Origin of the sequence: Arthrobacter echini (assembly GCF_008107445.1) — a bacterium.
GTDB classification, from domain to species: Bacteria; Actinomycetota; Actinomycetes; order Actinomycetales; family Micrococcaceae; genus Arthrobacter_D; species Arthrobacter_D echini_A.
Map to the genome: position 1 here is coordinate 1 of NZ_VSLD01000005.1, position 18,198 is coordinate 18,198.

An 18,198-nucleotide genomic window follows, 5' to 3' on the forward strand; every position below is an offset into this window, starting at 1 on the left:
TTCGAAACCAGCCAAAAAAACCAGCCACCACCACAACGACGGCGACCAGCAAATTCAACCAATCAACAAACAATCGGTATCAAAAAACTTGGCACACTATTGAGTTCTCAAACAACAGGAGCAAACGGCACCAAACACGATCAAACAACCATGTCATCGCTCCGAAGCAACTTCCTAAACCTACCCCCACCAACCCCACCAAGCAAATCCACCAAACCCTGCCCGATCATTTCCCATCCCGAGGGAGGGGAAACTGTTCGGTTCTGCGGAGTTCGGCCGGGTGCACTGGGGCGTCGGCGCGGATCTAAACGATAGCACCGCTCGTGGTGCGATGCAAAGCGGATTGCGATGCAAAGCGGATACAGCACAGCGGTGGCACTCCCCGTGGGAGCGCCACCGCTGCGCACTGCGGAGCATCGTCCGTCGGTCAGGAAACGTTCGGCTTGAAGTAGAGCGCCCCGAGCGGCGGCACGCGGATATCGCCGTAGGCCGGCTGTCCGTTGTGCGCACCCTCCACAGCGGTGATCCGCCCGTCATTGCCGACTCCCGATCCCCCGAACTCCTCGGAGTCGGTGTTGAGAACTTCCGTCCACTCACCCGCCCACGGCAGACCGACCCGGAATCCCTCGTGCGGTCCGCCGGCGAAGTTCGCTACGCAGACGAGAGGGTTCCCCTGATGGTCCCAGCGGATGAACGAGAGCGTATTGTGCTCGCCGTCGTTCTCGTCGATCCATTGGAACCCGGCCGGCTCGTTGTCCCGCGCATACATCGCGGGGGTTTGCCGGTACACGTCGTTGAGAGACCGGACCAGCTCCTGGACACCCTTGTGCGAGGGAGTCTCGGTGAGCCACCAGTCGAGGCTGCGCTGCTCCGCCCACTCGGCCTCCTGGGCGAACTCGGTGCCCATGAAGATCAGCTGCTTGCCGGGATGGGCCCACTGGAACGCGAGATAGGCACGGACATTGGCCAGTTGCTGCCAGCGGTCACCGGGCATCTTCCGGAGCAGGGAGCCCTTGCCGTGGACAACCTCGTCGTGGCTGATGGGGAGCAGGAAGTTCTCGGTGTACGCGTACACCAGAGAGAACGTCGCCTTGCCGTGGTGGTGCTTCCGGTTGATCGGATCCTCGGCGACGTACTCCAGGGTGTCGTGCATCCAGCCCATGTTCCACTTGATGCCGAAGCCCAGGCCCCCGCTGCTCGTCGGCCTGGTCACGCCGTCGAAGGCCGTCGACTCCTCGGCGATCATGACGATCCCCGGAGCCCGCCGATAAGCGGTCGCGTTGACCTCCTGCAGGAAGGAGATGGCCTCGAGGTTCTCGCGGCCGCCGAACCTGTTCGGCCTCCACTGGCCTTCCTCGCGTGAGTAGTCCAGGTACAGCATCGAGGCGACGGCGTCGACACGGAGACCGTCGATGTGGAACTCCTCGAGCCAGTAGAGCGCGTTGGCCACGAGGAAGTTGCGTACCTCGCGCCGCCCGAAGTCGAAGATCAGCGTGCCCCAGTCCTGGTGCTCGCCGAGGAACGGGTCGCCGTGCTCGTAGAGCGTCCCGCCGTCGAACTTGGCCAGCGCCCATTCGTCCTTGGGGAAGTGGGCGGGGACCCAGTCCATGATGACCCCGATGCCGGCCTGGTGCAGCCGGTCGATCAGGTACTTGAAGTCGTCGGGGGACCCGAAGCGCGACGTCGGCGCGAAGTAGGAGGTGACCTGGTACCCCCAGGAGCCCCCGAACGGGTGCTCGGCGACAGGCATCAGCTCCACGTGGGTGAAGCCCTGCCACGTGACGTACTCGACCAGCTGCTCCGCGAGTTCCCGGTAGTCGAGGCCCTGGCGCCAGGACGCGAGATGTATCTCGTAGACGCTCATGGGCCCATTGTGGGGATCCGTCTCGGCCCGCGCCTGCATCCAGGCGTCGTCGTCGAAGACGTGCGTCGACTCGACGACCCGCGACCCCGTGAGCGGAGGGATCTCGGTGCCCCGGGCCATGGGGTCCGCCTTCTCCCGCCACTGGCCGTCCCCGCCCTGGATCTCGAACTTGTAGCGGGTCCCTGCTCCAGCGCCGGGGATGAAGATCTCCCAGACTCCCGTGGAACCGAGCACGCGCATCGCGTTGACGCTTCCGTCCCACCCGTTGAAGTCACCCATGACCCGGACGGCGCGCGCGTTCGGTGCCCACACCGCGAAGGACACACCCTCGATGTCGCCGAGCACCGAGGAATAGTGGCGGACGTGGGCGCCGAGGGCGGTCCACAGCGTCTCGTGGCGCCCCTCGCCGATCAGGTGCAGGTCTATCTCCCCGAGCGTCGGCAGGAACCGGTAGGGATCATCGACGACCGCCGGGTCACCGTCGTAGGTCACCTCGAGGCGATAATCGGGGACGTGACCGGCGGTCTCTGCCCGGAGCGCCCCTACCCAGATGCCGTTGTGCTCGTGCCGCAGCTCCGTACGTCCCGAGCCGGTGACGACGACGACGGAGCGGGCCAGTCGCCGCAGTGTCCTGATCGTGACGACGTCGTCGTCCGCGAGATGTGCGCCCAGCACCGCATGCGGTTGGTTGTAGGCACCCTCGGACACCTGCTGCAGGAGGGACTGTTCCACCTCGACGGGGGTGAGCTCCGGCAGCGGGGAGGACACCGGGCTGCCGGTCGATTCCGCCACCGTCTCCTTCACGGTCCCGGCCACACTGTCGGTCACCGCCGACGCCGCTTTCTTGGCCTTGGCCGCGGCGGCCTTCGTCTTTCCGGCCACTGCCTTCGCGGTCTTCGCCGTCTTCTTCGCGACGCTCTCGTCGCCCGGGCCGTTGCCCGGTTCTGCGTTCCTGGAGGTCATGTCAGCTGCTTTCATAGCGTCCGCCCCGGGCTTGACCCCCAGGGCGCGTCGGACGTCCCGGACGGGCATTTCCACCCAGTCCGGTCTGTTGCGGATCTCGTAGACGACTTCGTACAGGGCCTTGTCGAGCCACAGAGCCCTGAAGAGCGGGCCGGTCGTGTCGATGGGGGCGGCGGCGTCCTGCGCGTAGCCCTCGAGGAAGGCTTCGCGCGCTGCCGTGGACCACTGCTCGGTAGCGGCGGCTTCGGGGGAGCCGACGGCGGACGCCCCGCGCGATGCTGCGGCGTACTCGAGCGAGCGGACCATACCGACGACGTCGCGCACGGGCACGTCGGGGACGCTGCGCTCCGCGGTGGGCCTGAGCGGCTCCCCCTCGAAGTCGATGACGAGCCAGTCGCCGTCGGGGGCCTGGAGGATCTGGCCCAGGTGCAGATCGGCGTGGATCCGCTGCAGGGGCGGAATGTCCTGCAGCTCCTCCACGTCCTGGATGATCCGGTCCACCTCGGCACCCAGGGGCCCGACGGCGTCGCCGGCCTCGTCCCACGCCCAGCGGATGCGCTGCGCGAGGGCTTCCCTGAAGTCCTTCTTCTCGGCGTCGGTTGCCTGCCTGCTGCCGAAGGCCCCCTCGAGCTGGCGGTGGATCCGCGCCACGGCCCCACCGAGTCCGCGCGCCTCGGCGGTGAAGTCGGTTGCCGTCGAGGCTGCCAACGATGCGGTGCGCCATGCGTCGGTGCTGCCCTCCACGAAATCGCGCAGCACGCTCACGTGCCCGGTGACGGGGTCACCGGTGCGGTCATGCGCCTCCTGCCACGATCCGGTGATCCAGCCGAACGTGTCGGGGGTGTCGGTGGAGCCTTCGGCGGTGAGTCCCGCGCTGATCTGCACGTCGGGGCTCTCCCCCGAGGCGAGGACGCGGAAAAACTTGACGATCATGGACCCGGCGCCGGCGCCGTAGACCACAGAGGTGTTCGACTGCTCGCCCTGCAGGATTTTCACGGGCTGCTCGACGCCGGGCTCCTGGTGTTCGGGCTCCTTGATGACGACGCCGGTCAGGCTCCCGTCCGCGGAGCGTGCACCGGTGAGGATGTACCTCACCCAGAGCCGCACGAAATCCGCGTCGTGCGTGGCGTCGTAGGCCCAGCGGGCCCCCAGGACAGGGTGCTCGACCTGCCCGATGAGCGCCGACTCGGCGCCCTGGATGGGCTCGGGCCGATAGCTGATGGGCACGCTGACGACGTCGGTACGGCGACCCGACTCGACGGCGAGGAAGTTGACCTCGAAGCCGGCGATACCCGCCGGGTCCTCGAGCACGGCGCCACCGGCGACGGTGAGTGCCACGGAGCGCCCCTTCGCGGGGAACCACCGCTGGGACGGCAGCCACTCGTTGAGGAGGTCGGGGACGAACGGGGTGTGGGTGGTCACTGGCTGATGGCCTCCGGGAGGGCGATGACCGGCATCGCCTGCGTGTGCGGGGATGACGTGTTGGAGTGCGCCGAGCGAACCCGGAGCCAGAAGAAGTCATGGCTGCCGAGCGTCAGGGTCACCTCACCGTCAGCGGCGAATGCTGGGAAGACCGCTCCCCCGAAGAGATCCCGCAACCCCCGTCCGGCGTACTCCGGCAGATGCATCCTCGCGGCAACGGGGTGCTGCGACAGATTGAAGATGCACAGCACCGACTCCGAGTACTCGTCCTCGGCATCGGTCTCGGGAATCTCGCGGATGAAGGCGAGCACGTTCTCCGAATCCACCGGCACATTCCGGTAAGCACCGAGTCCGAAGGCGGGATGCGCCTTGCGTACGGCGAGCATCTGCCGCAGCCAGTGCAGGAGCGAGCTCGACGTCGCCATCTGCGCCTCCACGTTCACGTGGTTGTAGTGGTACACGAGGGACTGGACCACCGGGAGGTACAGCTTGCCCGGATCCACCGGCGAGAAGCCCGCGTTCCGGTCCGGGTTCCACTGCATGGGGGTGCGCGAGGCGTCCCTGTCCTCGAGCCAGATGTTGTCTCCCATCCCGATCTCGTCCCCGTAGTACAGGAACGGGCTGCCCGGCAGCGAGAGCAGCAGCGCGTGGATGAGCTCCACCTCGGCCCGTGAGTTGTCGAGCAGGGGGGAGAGGCGACGGCGGATGCCGACGTTCGCCCGCATGCGCGGATCCGGTGCGTACCAGCCGAGCATCGCCTCGCGCTCCTCGTTGGTCACCATCTCCAGCGTGAGCTCGTCGTGGTTGCGGAGGAAGGTCCCCCACTGGGCGCCGGCAGGAATGTCCGGGGTGTCCCTCATCGTCTCGATGATGGGAGCCGCCTTCTGGTCACGCAGCGCGTAGAAGAGCCGCGGCATGATGGGGAAGTGGAAGGACATGTGGCACTCGGGGCCGTCCTCGTCACCGAAGTACTCCACCACCTCGTCCGGCATCTGGTTCGCCTCGGCGATGATCACCCGGCCCGGGTAGTTCTCGTCCACCATGGCACGCAGGCGCTTGAGGAACTCGTGGGTCTTGGGCAGGTTCTCGCAGTTGGTGCCCTCCTCCTCGAACAGGTAGGGAATGGCGTCCGCGCGGAAACCGTCGATCCCCTGGTCGAGCCAGAATCTGACCACGTCGAAGATGGCTTCCTGTACCGCGGGGTTCTCGAAGTTCAGATCCGGCTGGTGGCTGAAGAACCTGTGCCAGAAGAACTGCCGGCGCACCGGGTCGAAGGTCCAGTTGGACTCCTCGGTGTCCACGAAGATGATGCGGGCGTCCTCGTACTTCTCGTCCGTGTCGCTCCAGACGTAGAAGTCTCCGTAGGGACCCTCGGGATTGCTGCGGGACTCCTGGAACCACTGATGCTGGTCGGAGGTGTGATTGACCGGCAGGTCGATGATGACCCGGACGCCGCGCGCGTGCGCCTCGGCGACGAGGCGCTTGAAGTCGCTCATGGACCCGAACTCGTCGAGGACGTCGTAGTAGTCCGAGATGTCGTAGCCGCCGTCGCGCAGCGGGGATTCGAAGAACGGGGGAAGCCAGAGGCAGTCGATACCGAGCCACTGCAGGTAGTCGAGCTTCTCGATCAGTCCGGAGAGATCTCCCGAACCGTCACCGTTCGCGTCGGCGAACCCGCGCACCAGGACCTCGTAGAAGACCGCCTTGCGGTACCACTGGGGGTCGTGGGCCAGTCCGGGTGCGTTCAGCTGGAAGGGATTGACCACTAGCGCTGTCTCCTGATCGAAAGAATGTGGGCGGGTTCCACGTGGGGGTCGAGGCGTACGTAGTTGTGCTCGCCCCAGCTGAACGTCTGGCCGGTGATGAGATCGTCGACGAGGAACGTGCCGTTCTCGTCGAGGTCGGCCGCGTCGAGCGCGAAGCCGGCAAGATCGAGCGAGACGGTGCTCTCCCGCGTGCCGTGCGGGTCCACGTTCACGACGACGATGATGGTGTCCTTGCCCTCGTCGGTCTGCTTGTGCTTGGCGAAGACCAGGGTGGCCGGGTCGGTACTCGAGTGGATGCTCAGGTTCTCGAGGTCGCCCAGGGCCGGGTGCGCCCGGCGGATGGCGTTGAGCCTCGTGATGAAGGGGGCGAGGGATTTGCCCTCGGCCTCCGCTGCCGCGTAGTCCCGGGGCCGGTACTGGAACTTCTCGTTGTCCAGGTATTCCTCGGCGCCGGGGCGGGCCACGTGCTCGAAGAGTTCATAGCCCGAGTACACGCCCCAGAGCGGGCTGGCCATGGAGGCCAGGACGGCGCGGATGCGGAAGGCAGCGGGACCGCCGTACTGGAGGTACTCCGTGAGGATGTCCGGGGTGTTCACGAAGAAGTTCGGCCGGAAGTACGCCGGCGAGACCGTGCTGATCTCGGTGAAGTACTCCTCGAGCTCGGTCTTCGTGTTCCGCCAGGTGAAGTACGAGTAGGACTGCTGGAATCCTGCGCGGCCCAGGGCATGCATCATGGGTGGCCGGGTGAACGCCTCGGCCAGGAAGACGACCTCCGGGTGGTCGCTGTTGACCTTCGCGATCAGCCACTCCCAGAACTGCACCGGTTTGGTGTGCGGATTGTCCACGCGGAAGATCTTCACGCCGTGATCGATCCACATGAGGACGATCCGCAGGACCTCCTCGGAGATGCCCTGGGGGTCGTTGTCGAAGTTGATCGGGTAGATGTCCTGGTACTTCTTCGGGGGGTTCTCCGCGTAGGCGATGGAACCGTCCACGCGTGTGGTGAACCACTCGGGGTGGGTGGTGACCCAGGGGTGGTCGGGAGCTGCCTGCAGCGCCAGGTCGAGGGCCACCTCGAGATCCAGTTCACGGGCACGGGCCACGAAGGCGTCGAAGTCGTCGAAGGTCCCGAGATCGGGGTGGATGGCGTCGTGTCCACCCTCCTCGGAGCCGATGGCCCAGGGGGACCCGGGGTCGCCGGGGCCGGCGGTGAGGGTGTTGTTCGGTCCCTTGCGGTGCACCCGACCGATCGGGTGGATGGGCGGCAGGTAGACGACGTCGAAGTTCATGGCGGCGACGGCGTCGAGGCGCTTGGTGGCCTCGCGGAAGGTCCCGGAAGTCCATTCGGCGGTCTCGGGATCGTAGCGGGCACCCTCGGAGCGGGGGAAGAACTCGTACCAGGCGGCCCGCCCCGCCAGCTCGCGCTCCACGGTGATGGGGTAGGCGGAGGACTCCGTGACCATGGAGCGGATGGGTAGGCGCCCGATCGCCTCGTGGATCTCGGGCGACAGGCCTGCGGCCAGGCGGGCCTCGACACTCCGGTCGGTATCGGCCAGGATGCGGGCCGCCGCGCGGAAGAGCTTCGCATCGGCGGTGGAGCGCTCGTCCGCCGCGCGCTCGAAGAGGGCGGCCCCCTCGGCGAGCATCAGCTCGGTGTCGACGCCGGCGGCGATCTTGATCGTCGCGTCATGCTCCCAGGTCCCGAAGATGTCGGACCACCCCTCGATGCGGAAGGAGTGGAGTCCCTGCGCGCGTGGTGTGAGGGTCCCGGCCCAGCGGTCGAGACCGGAGCCCACGGGAGTCATGCGCACGCGCTGCACCTCGTCACCCCGGGGGTCGTAGAGGACCGCGGATACCCCGAGCTGGTCGTGGCCCTCCCTGAAGACGGTGGCTCCGACGGCGATGTCCGAGCCGGGGATCGCCTTCGCGGGGAAGCGGCCGTCCTCCACCACGGGACTCACAGCCGTGATGGGGATGCGGCCGAACCGCAGTCCCTCCGGATACCGGGCGTTCGGGTTCTCTTCGCTGGTGGTTCTCACCCACACGACGTTAGCGATTAAAGGCCTGAATTCCTAAGGGGGCTTGGAATGACTTTCGGGCGAAGGTCTTATAGCACCACCCCGCGTCGCAGCCGTTGTCCTGCGGGGTAAGTGCGCTAGCGTAAAAGGGTGAAGGCAATCCGTAGATTTACCGTCCGTACCGTCCTCCCCGAGAGCATCGCCCCGCTCGGCAAACTCGCAGGGAATCTGCGCTGGTCCTGGCACCTGCCGACCTCGCGCCTGTTCGAGGACATCGATCCCGCGGCCTGGGCGGACAGTGGGCACGACCCGGTGGCCTTCCTCGGATCGGTCACGCGCGAGAAGCTCCAGCAGCTCGCCGCGGACGAGGCGCTCGTGCAGCGCATCGGCGAACTCGACGCGGATCTCGACGAGTACCTGACGGGCCCACGCTGGTACCAGGGCCTCGGTGACGAGGCACCGCGCAGCATCGCCTACTTCTCGCCGGAGTACGGCATCAGCGCCGTCCTCCCCCAGTACTCCGGTGGCCTCGGCATCCTCGCCGGTGACCACCTCAAGTCCGCCTCCGATCTCGGTGTCCCCCTGATCGGCGTCGGCCTGCTGTACCAGGCCGGCTACTTCAAGCAGTCGCTCTCCCGTGATGCCTGGCAGCAGGAGACCTATCCCGTCCTCGACCCCGACAATCTCCCGCTGACGCTCCTGCGGGAGGCGGACGGCTCCGCCGCGAAGGTGGTTCTGCCGCTGCCCAACGGCCGCCAGCTCGCTGCGCACATCTGGCGTGCCGACGTCGGGCGCGTGCCCCTCCTGCTGCTGGACTCCAATGTCGCCGAGAACGACGAGGCCGCGCGCAACGTCACCGACCGTCTCTACGGTGGCGGCGGGGACCAGCGGCTCCAGCAGGAACTGCTGCTCGGCATGGGCGGCGTGAAGGCGCTGCGCATCTTCGAGCGCCTCACGGGGACTCCTGCGCCCGAGGTCTTCCACACCAACGAGGGTCACGCCGGCTTCCTCGGTATCGAGCGCATCCGCGAGCTCATGGATCCGGCCAACGAGTCCCCCATGAGCTGGGAGGAGGCACTGACCGCCGGCCGGGCCTCCACCGTCTTCACCACCCACACGCCCGTCCCTGCGGGGATCGACCGCTTCGAGCGGACACAGATCGAGCACTTCTTCCACGCGGGCCTGGCACCGTGCGTGCCCACGGACCGGGTGCTGGCCCTCGGCGCCGAGAACTACGCGGACGGCGATCCGACGAAGTTCAACATGGCCGTCATGGGCCTGCGCCTCGCCCAGCGCGCCAACGGGGTGGCCAAGCTGCACGGCGAAGTGTCACGCGGCATGTTCTCGGGTCTCTGGCCGGGCTTCGACACGCAGGAGGTGCCCATCACCTCGGTCACCAACGGCGTCCATGTGCCGAGCTGGGTCGATCCGCAGATCGCCGACTTCGCACGCTCGTCCTTCGGCGCGGAGTCCATCCTCGACCCGCAGTGGAGCAAGGTCTACGACGTCCCCGACACGGACATCTGGGCCCTGCGCCGCAGTATGCGCTCCAATCTGGTGGACGACGTCCGCGGCCGCCTGCGATCCTCCTGGAAGAAGCGGGGGGCCTCCGGGAAGGAACTGGCCTGGACGGACTCCGTCCTCGACCCGGACGTGCTCACCATCGGCTTCGCGCGCCGCGTCCCCACCTACAAGCGGCTCACCCTGATGCTGCGCGAACCGGCACGCCTGAAGGCCCTGCTCCTGCATCCGGAGCACCCCATCCAGCTCGTGATCGCAGGGAAGTCGCACCCGGCCGACGAGCAGGGCAAGCGCATGATCCAGGATCTGGTGCGTTTCACGGACGACCCCGAGGTCCGCCACCGGATCGTCTTCCTGCCGAACTACGACATCGCCATGGCACGCACCCTGTTCCCGGGCTGCGATGTCTGGCTGAACAACCCGCTCCGCCCGCTGGAGGCCTGCGGCACGTCGGGCATGAAGTCCGCCCTCAACGGCGGCCTGAATCTCTCCGTCCTGGACGGCTGGTGGGACGAGATGTACGACGGCGACAACGGCTGGGCCATCCCGACGGCGGACGACAGCGCCACCGCCGAGGAGCGCGACGACATCGAGGCGGCGGCGCTCTACGACCTCCTCGAGACCCAGGTGGGTCCGCGCTTCTACTCGAAGGTCCCTGCGCAGGGCGCCGGGGCCGCAGGCCCCTCGGAGCCCTCGCACGACGGCGTCCCGCACCAGTGGATCGCGATGATCAAGCACACCATGGCAACGCTCGGCCCTGCGGTCTCTGCGGAGCGCATGCTCCAGGACTACGTGGAGAAGCTGTATCGGCCGGCATGCCACGCGGGCCGTGAGATCACCGCGAACCAGTTCGCCCTCGCGAAGCGGACCGCGGCCTGGCGCTCCCGGGTCCACGGGAACTGGCCTGCCGTGCAGGTTGAGCACGTCGACTCCACGGGCGTCTCGGAGGACCCGCAGATCGGCGATGCACTCACCGTCAGCGCGTACGTGGCGCTCGGCGGACTCGACCCCGAGGACGTCACGGTCGAGGTGGCCTACGGCCGGGCACTCGACAATGACGAACTCAGTGGCGTGTCGGTGGACGAACTCCAGGTCACCGAGAACCTCGGGAGCGGACGCCACCATTTCACCGGGGTCATCACGATCGATCACACCGGATCCTTCGGGTACACGGTGCGGGTGCTGCCGCAGCACCACACGCTCGTCTCGAAGGCCGAGATGGGCCTGGTCGTGAACGCCTGACCTGAGTCCACTCCAGCTGACGACGGAGCCCGGGACCAATGGTCTCGGGCTCCGTCGTTCCCTCAGCAGCGGTAGATGCGCAGCGAATCCGGGGCCAGCACATCGACGTCGCCCGGGTGGAGCCGTGTGGCGGGCGGATCGTCCGGTGACCCAGCGGTGGCAGAGTCGAAGACGGCACCGAACCAGCCCGGTCGGTCGGCATCCCGGCCGAGCACGGAGGGCGCGGGCGGGAGCCGGATGTGCGCCGCGTGGGGTGAGCCGTTGACGACGACGAGGCCGGCAATGCTGCCGCCCGCGGAGCCGAGCAGGAACTGCACGGTCCGCGTCTGCGGGTCCTCCCACTCCCGCGCCGTCATGGGCACGCCCGCACTGCTGAACCAGAGCAGCGTCGACCGGTCCGCACGGGACGGGAAGCTCGCGGGCTGGCGGGACAGGAAGCCCCGCCGGAGTGCTAGCAGGGTCCTGGTGGCTGCCAGCATGCGCCGGGACGCGGCGTCGTCGGGCCACTGGACCCAGGCGAGCTCGTTGTCCTGGCAGTAGGCGTTGTTGTTGCCGCCCTGCGAGCGGCCGAACTCGTCCCCCGCGGTCAGCATCGGCACGCCGAGCGAGACGAGCAGTGAGGCCAGCAGATTCCGGGCGCTCCGCTCACGGGCGGCGAGGACGGCCTCGTCCTCCGTGGGGCCCTCGACCCCGTGGTTGTAGCTGTGGTTGTGGCTGTGCCCGTCGCGGTTGTCCTCGCCGTTGGCCTCGTTGTGCTTGCGCTCGTACGCGGTGAGATCGGCGAGGGTGAAGCCGTCGTGGGCCGTGACGAGATTGACCGAGGCCAGGGGACTCCGCCCGGAGGCCGCGAAGGCGTCGGAGGAGCCGGAGAGGCAGCCCGCCAGCCGGCCCGTCGAGGACCCGGACCCGCCGTCGGCGATCGCGGCGACGTCGCTGAGCCAGAAGTCACGCACCGTGTCCCGGAAGCCGTCGTTCCAGTCGGCCCAGCCCACCGGGAACCGCCCGGTCTGCCAGCCGTCGTGGCCGATGTCCCACGGCTCCGTGATGAGTTTCGTCCCCCGCAGGGCCTTCGATGCCTTGGCCGCGACGAGGAACGGGTGCCTGGCCGAGAACGCCCCCCGCTCGTCCCGCGCCAGCGTGACGGCCAGATCGAACCGGAACCCGTCGATCCGGCACTCCTCCACCCAGTAGCGGAGGGAGTCCAGCGCGAACTCCATGACGTGCGGTTGGGAGAAGTCGAGACTGTTGCCGCACCCGGTCGTATCCACGTAACGGCCGGCGTCGTCGTGGCGGTAGTAGTCGAGGTCCCCCAGTCCACGCCAGCACAGGGCGGGCCTGTGCTGTTCACCCTCGGCGGTGTGGTTGTAGACGACGTCGAGGATCACCTCGAGTCCGGCGTCGTGGAGCGCGCGGACCATGGTCTTGAATTCGTGGAGCACAGCCGCGGGACCGGCTGTGCGTGCAGCCTCCGTGGCGTAGGCGGTATGGGCGGCGAAGAAGCCGAGCGTGTTGTAGCCCCAGTAGTTGCTCAGGCCCAGGGGTTCGAGATGCGGCTCGTCGATGTGGAACTGGACCGGGAGGAGTTCCACGGCCGTGACGCCCAGCTCGCGCAGATACGCGGTCATCGCCGGATGCCCCAGCCCCGCGTAGGTACCGCGCAGCTCCCGGGGCACCTCCGGATGCAGCTTCGTCAGACCCTTGACGTGGGCCTCGTAGATGACGGTGTCCCGCCACGCGGTCCCGGGACGCTCGCTCGACCCCCAGTCGAAGGCGTGCTCCAGGAAGACCGAGTAGTACACCGGCGAGGCCTGCTCGTCCGTCCCGGGATCGACCAGGACCGTCTCCACCGCCCGTGCGTAGGGATCGAGGAGCAGTTGTGCCTCACCGTCCGCTCCGGGCAGCTCCTCCCCCGTGGGCCAGAACGCGTAGAGGGCGCCGGGCTCCACCGGGCCCACCACACCGTGATGGACACCGCCGTCCAGCCCCACGAGGGTGTCCGAGGCCCAGGTGCCGTCCGAGCGGCGCCAGTGCACGTCCATCGAGGCGATGCCAGGGGCGCGGACAGCCGCGTTCGCGTGCGCGTCCCCGCCCGAGCCGATGCCGTGGAGTCCGAGCGGGAAATCCCGGGAGGCTCGCGGAAGGAGCTGTGCCTGCTGGGTCATGACGGCCCGATCAGGAGGCGCGCTGGCGGGAGACCTCGTACAGGGTGATTCCCACCGCCATCGACGCGTTGAGGGACTCCATGGCCGAATCGATGGGGATGGACACGATCTGGTCGCAGTTCTCGCGGACCAGCCGGGACAGTCCCTTCCCCTCGGAGCCGACGACGATGCAGATGGGATCGCGTCCCAGCGAGAGCCCGGGCAGTGAGACGTCGCCGTCGCCGTCCAGTCCGAGCACAAAGATGCCCTTGCTCTTGAAGGACTTCAGCGCCGAGTTGAGATTGCCCACACGGGCCACGGGCACCCGCACCGCGGCACCCGCGCTGGTCTTCCACGCGGAGGCCGTGACACCCACGGCACGGCGTTCTGGCACGATCACGCCGTGGCTGCTGAAGGCCGACGCCGAGCGGATGATGGCACCCAGGTTGCGGGGGTCGGTGATGCCGTCGAGGGCCACGAAGAGCGGGGCGTTGCCCACGTGGCCGCGACGGTACCGCTCGATGGTCTCGTCCACGAGATCGAGCGCGTCGGCGTACTCGTAGGGCGGGATCTGCAGCATGAGGCCCTGGTGCACGGCGCCGTCGGTCATGCGATCGAGCTCCGGCTTGCCGGTCTCCATCACGGGGATGCCGCGCTCGTTCGCGAGCTTGAGCGAGTCACGCACGCGATCGTCCATCTCGACGCGGATTGCTACATGGAGCGCCTTGGCCGGGATACCCGCACGGAGCGCCTCGAGGACGGAGTTACGGCCCGTGACGACCTCCTCGGCCGCCTTGCCCTTGGTCCGGCCGGTCCCGGCACTCTTGCCGCCACGCTTCGCGGCGGAACGCTCCGCCAGCTCCTTGCTCTTGTACGCCTTGTGGTACGGGCGGTCCTCCGCCTTCGGGGTGGGGCCCTTGCCCTCGAGCGACTTCCGTCCGTGGCCGCCGGTACCGATCGCGGGGCCCTTCTTTGTTTTGCGAACCGCGCCTGGACGCCCGTGACTGGCCATGGAAGAACACCTTTAGTCGGAAGTAGAATCACGGCCAGTTTACGCGGCCCTGCCGGGGGCCGTGTGTCCTACCCTGCGGTCAGGGACCAGCTGGCGCCCTCCGCCGAGTCCTCGAGGGTGATCCCGGCTGCAGCCAGCCCGTCCCGTATGGCATCGGCCCTGGCCCAGTCGCGCGCGGCGCGGGCCTCGCCGCGCTCCGCGATGCGGTCGGCGACAAGAGCCGCCAGGGCATCGCTCCCGGCCGCGTCCGCTGCCGCGCCGGAGGGAGCACCGGCGTCGTCGAGGCCGAGGACCCCGGTCATGGCGACGACGGCGGCGAGACCGGAGGCGACGGCGTCGTCGTTCCCCGCTGCGAGCGCGATGTTCGCGCTGCGCACGGTGGTGTGGAGCACGGCGAGCGCCTGGGGCACGTTGAGGTCGTCGTCCATGGCCGCGGTGAAGTCCGGGGGAAGGGCAGCGACCCGTGCGGCGTCGCGGACCGGGGGTCCGACCCGGGCGGTCGCCTTGGCGATGAAGCCGTCGATGCGTGCCACGGCCGCGGCGGCCTCCTGCAGGGAGGTGCCCCGGTAGTCCAGCACCGAACGATAGTGCGCCTGGCCGAGGTAGTAGCGCACCACGCGGGCCCCGGCGGCGTCGATCATCTCCTGGGGGCCGACGGTGTTGCCGAGGGACTTCGACATCTTCTCGCCGCCGTAGGTGACCATCCCGTTGTGCATCCAGAAGCGGGCGAAGGCGTGGCCGGCGGCCTGCGACTGGGCCATCTCGTTCTCGTGGTGGGGGAAGCGCAGATCCAGGCCCCCGCCGTGGATGTCGAACTCGGCACCGAGGTATTTGGTGACCATGCTCGAGCACTCGAGGTGCCAGCCGGGCCGTCCCGCACCCCACGGGCTGTCCCAGGACGCCGTCGCCGGGTCCGTGTCCTTCGAGCCCTTCCACAGCGCGAAGTCCCGTGGGTCGCGCTTGCCGCGCGGATCGGCGTCGGGAGCTGCCTGCATGTCGTCGAGGCCCTGGTGCGTGAGGCTGCCGTAGGCGGACCAGGACCGGACGTCGAAGTAGACGTCGCCCGAGCCGTCGGGAGCGGGGTACGCGTGCCCGCGGTCCACGAGGCGCTGGATGAGCGCGTGCATCTCCGGGATGTGCCCCGTGGCGCGTGGTTCGTAGGTCGGAGGCCGGACGCCGAGGGCCGAGTAGGCGCGGGAGAACTCCTGCTCGAACCGGTACGCCAGGGCCCACCATTCCTCCGCGGGAACCACGGCAGGGTCAGCGGGCGCGCCGTCCTCGAAGGACGCGCGTGATTTCTCGAGGATCTTGTCGTCGATGTCCGTCACGTTCCTGACGACGGTGACCCGCAGCCCGCTCGCCTCGAGCCAACGCGTGAGCTGGTCGAAGACGATGGCGGAGCGGACATGGCCCACGTGCGGCATGCCCTGCACCGTGGCGCCGCAGTAGTAGAGACTCGCCCTGCCCGCCTCGAGCGGTTCGAAGGGGCGCACCTCGGCGCGGGCGGTGTCATAGAATCGCAGGCTCACCGGTCCAGATTACCCGTCGACCGTCAGCGATCGGCTCGGGCGGGCTCCCCCCGGGACCGTCCCCGAAGCGACGACGACGGCGGTCGCGATGGCCGCGACGCCCTCCCCCCGACCGGTGAGGCCGAGGCCGTCGGCGGTCGTCGCGGAGATGCTGACCGGGGCCTGCGCAGCGTCGGAGAGAGCTTTCTCGGCCTCCGTGCGGCGGGGGCCGAAGACGGGCCGGTTGCCGATGAGCTGCACGGCGATGGTGCCGATCTCGAAGCCGGCTCCCCGCACTATCCCGGCAGCAGCCGAGAGCAGGGTCCGGCCGGAGGCGCCGGCGTACTCCGGCCGATCGGTGCCGAAGTGCACGCCGAGATCGCCGATGCCCGCCGCGGAGAAGAGCGCGTCGCAGGCCGCGTGGGCCACGACGTCGCCGTCCGAGTGACCGGACAGTCCGCGCTCACCCTCCCAGTGGAGACCAGCGAGCCACAGCGGCGCAGGGGCGTCGTCCGGGGCGTAGGCATGGACGTCGGTGCCGATCCCGGTGCGGGGAAGGCCCAGGTGGTCGCTGGGGTACACGGTGCTCCTGGTGCTGGTGCTGGTGCTGATTCTGGTGCTGGTACCAGCGGGTTCTCGACCGGGCACCCGCGCGGGCGTGGTGGTCCGCGCGAGGACGGCCTCGGCGACGGTCAGGTCCAGTGCGGTGGTCACCTTGAAGGCCAGGGGATCGCCGTCGACCACGTGGACGGCGGTACCGCGCGCTTCCATGAGCATGGCGTCGTCCGTGACGGCAGGATGCTCGGCGGGGGCGCTCGCGTGCGCCTCGAGCAGGGCCGCGGCGTCGAAGCCCTGGGGCGTCTGCACCGCGCGCAGCACTGCCCGGTCGGGAGTCCGGGTCACCACATCGCCCTCCACGATCTTGACCGTGTCCACCACGGGGAGGACGGGGATCACGGCTGCCGCGCCTTCGGAGACCCGGGCTGCCACCCGGTGGAAGACCTCGGGCGGGGTCAAGGCCCGTGCGGCGTCGTGGACCAGGATCGTCCGGAGGGTCGCGGGAAGGGCGTCGAGGCCGGAGCGGACCGACGCCGAACGTGATGCCCCGCCGGCGACGGCGAGAATGCGTGGCCCGCCCTGCGCAGCCCCGGTAGCGCCCGCGACGACGCCGGCCAGCACTTCATCGCCGGGCGGCAGCACCACGACGACGACCTCGGCGAGCTCCGCTGCGAGGACGGCCCGGAGTGCGTGCTCGAGGAGGGTGAGCCCGCCGCACAGGACGCGAGCCTTCGGGATCCCGTGGCCGAGGCGTTGACCCGATCCGGCGGCGACCACGACCACACCCACGCCGGTGCGAACGGACTGCGGAGCTGTGGTTACGGGCATCACGCCACCCTATGACAGCAGACAGCGGAAGAGGGGCCCGAAGGCCCCTCTTCCGATGGGTTCTGCTGCAGGACGGCTCCTAGGAGGCGAGGACCTCGTCGAGGACCGTTGCCGCCTTCTCCTCGTCGGTCTTCTCCGCCAGTGCCAGCTCGGAGATGAGGATCTGCCGCGCTTTCGCGAGCATCCTCTTCTCGCCCGCCGACAGACCTCGGTCGTGGTCGCGGCGCCACAGGTCGCGGACGACCTCGGCGACCTTGATGACGTCACCGGATGCGAGCTTCTCCAGATTCGCCTTGTAGCGGCGCGACCAGTTGGTGGGCTCCTCGGTGAACTCGGCACGGAGGACGTCGAACACGTGCTCGAGGCCTTCCTTGCCAACCACGTCGCGTACTCCAACAAGATCGACGTTCTCCGCTGGTACTTCTATCGTCAGGTCACCCTGGGCCACCTTGAGCTTGAGATACATCTTCTCTTCGCCCCTGACGGTACGCATCTTGATCTCTTCGATCTTCGCCGCGCCGTGGTGAGGATAAACAACTGTTTCGCCGACCTCAAAAACCATGTGGACATTCCCCTTTCCCGAAGACGAGTTTATCACGGGAGCGACACGCCGATGGCGTGTCCGCGCAGGTCAGCGGCCTAATGTGCCTTCTGTGGCTATGATTCGCCTCTTGACGGAGCTGCGATCCGGTGGTTCGCAGCTCCGCGCGCCGGCTGCGCCGACGCCACGATCCACCGGGCTTGCCGATAGTCTGGTCCACGGGTCCATACCGGATCGCGCCCGAAGTCCCCTGATGAACCCCAGGAGTTTGTGTCGTGAATGTCGTACCGAAGAATCGCGCGCAGCTGACCATCGCTGCCGGCGCCGCGCTCGTGATGCTGTCCGTCTCCGGCTGCAACTTCACCGCCCCCCAGGGGACCACCATGGTGGTCGCCCCCTCGGACGGCATCGTGAAGGATCTCGGCCCGGTGCTGCTGCGCAACATCCTGATCGTCGGTACCCTCGACGAGTCCGAAGGACGCCTGGTCGGGACGATCTCCAACACGAGCGACGACGCCGTCGACCTCTCGATCCGCGCGGGTGGCGCCTCCACGAGGATCACGATCGAGGGCGGTGGCGAGCTCCGGTTCGAGGACGAGACGGGCGACGACGGCACGCTGGCCGGCGTGGAGGATGTTCCGGGCTCACTCGTCCCCGTGGACTTCGAGGTGGAGGGCGAGCGGGCCACCTACGAGGTGCCGGTACTCGACGGCGCCCTTGAGGAGTACCGCGAGTACGTTCCCGGTGGCTACACGGCCCCGCCGAGCGAGCCTGCCACCATGGACGAGGAATCCGAGGGCGAATAGCCCGCCCG

At 68.3% G+C, this 18,198-nt stretch carries 10 protein-coding genes; 2 read left to right on the top strand and 8 right to left on the bottom strand.

The features are described from left to right. Positions 1 to 427: 427 nt before the first annotated feature. From glgB to FQ377_RS10495, 3 genes are read right to left on the bottom strand one after another with little or no spacing between them, the layout of a single operon-like run. Positions 428 to 4,249 (bottom strand): 1,4-alpha-glucan branching protein GlgB, encoded by a 3,822-nt coding sequence (glgB, locus tag FQ377_RS10485; RefSeq protein ID WP_187393329.1) that lies wholly within the window; start codon positions 4,247 to 4,249, stop codon positions 428 to 430. Beyond that, positions 4,246 to 6,015 (bottom strand): maltose alpha-D-glucosyltransferase, encoded by a 1,770-nt coding sequence (gene treS, locus FQ377_RS10490; RefSeq protein ID WP_148601228.1) that lies wholly within the window; start codon positions 6,013 to 6,015, stop codon positions 4,246 to 4,248. Before treS ends, glgB begins: the two co-directional genes overlap by 4 nt. Further along, positions 6,015 to 8,054, bottom strand: coding sequence for an alpha-1,4-glucan--maltose-1-phosphate maltosyltransferase (locus FQ377_RS10495; protein ID WP_148601229.1), 2,040 nt, complete (start codon positions 8,052 to 8,054; stop codon positions 6,015 to 6,017). Before FQ377_RS10495 ends, treS begins: the two co-directional genes overlap by 1 nt. 129 nt (positions 8,055 to 8,183) lie before the next feature. On the opposite strand from FQ377_RS10495, the gene glgP reads away from it, so the two are divergent. Beyond that, positions 8,184 to 10,796, top strand: coding sequence for an alpha-glucan family phosphorylase (gene glgP, locus FQ377_RS10500; protein ID WP_148601230.1), 2,613 nt, complete (start codon positions 8,184 to 8,186; stop codon positions 10,794 to 10,796). Positions 10,797 to 10,858: 62 nt separating this feature from the next. Here glgP and glgX read toward each other — a convergent pair whose 3' ends face one another. From glgX to FQ377_RS10525, 5 genes are all read right to left on the bottom strand, one after another. Further along, positions 10,859 to 12,958: a glycogen debranching protein GlgX gene (gene glgX, locus FQ377_RS10505; RefSeq protein WP_148601231.1), complete on the bottom strand. Its 2,100-nt coding sequence runs from the start codon at positions 12,956 to 12,958 to the stop codon at positions 10,859 to 10,861. Between the two features lie 10 nt (positions 12,959 to 12,968). After that, complete coding sequence (gene rlmB / locus FQ377_RS10510; RefSeq protein WP_148601232.1) at positions 12,969 to 13,949, bottom strand: 23S rRNA (guanosine(2251)-2'-O)-methyltransferase RlmB; 981 nt, start codon at positions 13,947 to 13,949, stop codon at positions 12,969 to 12,971. Positions 13,950 to 14,017: 68 nt separating this feature from the next. After that, entirely contained in the window at positions 14,018 to 15,478 is a 1,461-nt protein-coding gene (gene cysS / locus FQ377_RS10515; RefSeq protein ID WP_148601233.1) for a cysteine--tRNA ligase, read from the bottom strand. A 9-nt stretch (positions 15,479 to 15,487) separates the two neighbouring features. Continuing rightward, positions 15,488 to 16,843, bottom strand: coding sequence for a 2-C-methyl-D-erythritol 4-phosphate cytidylyltransferase (ispD, locus tag FQ377_RS10520; protein ID WP_148601234.1), 1,356 nt, complete (start codon positions 16,841 to 16,843; stop codon positions 15,488 to 15,490). 79 nt (positions 16,844 to 16,922) lie between these two features. After that, entirely contained in the window at positions 16,923 to 17,405 is a 483-nt protein-coding gene (locus FQ377_RS10525; RefSeq protein ID WP_148601235.1) for a CarD family transcriptional regulator, read from the bottom strand. Between the two features lie 254 nt (positions 17,406 to 17,659). Between FQ377_RS10525 and FQ377_RS10530 the strand changes: the two genes are divergently transcribed. Next, positions 17,660 to 18,190: a hypothetical protein gene (locus FQ377_RS10530; RefSeq protein ID WP_148601236.1), complete on the top strand. Its 531-nt coding sequence runs from the start codon at positions 17,660 to 17,662 to the stop codon at positions 18,188 to 18,190. The last annotated feature ends 8 nt before the right edge of the window (positions 18,191 to 18,198 follow it).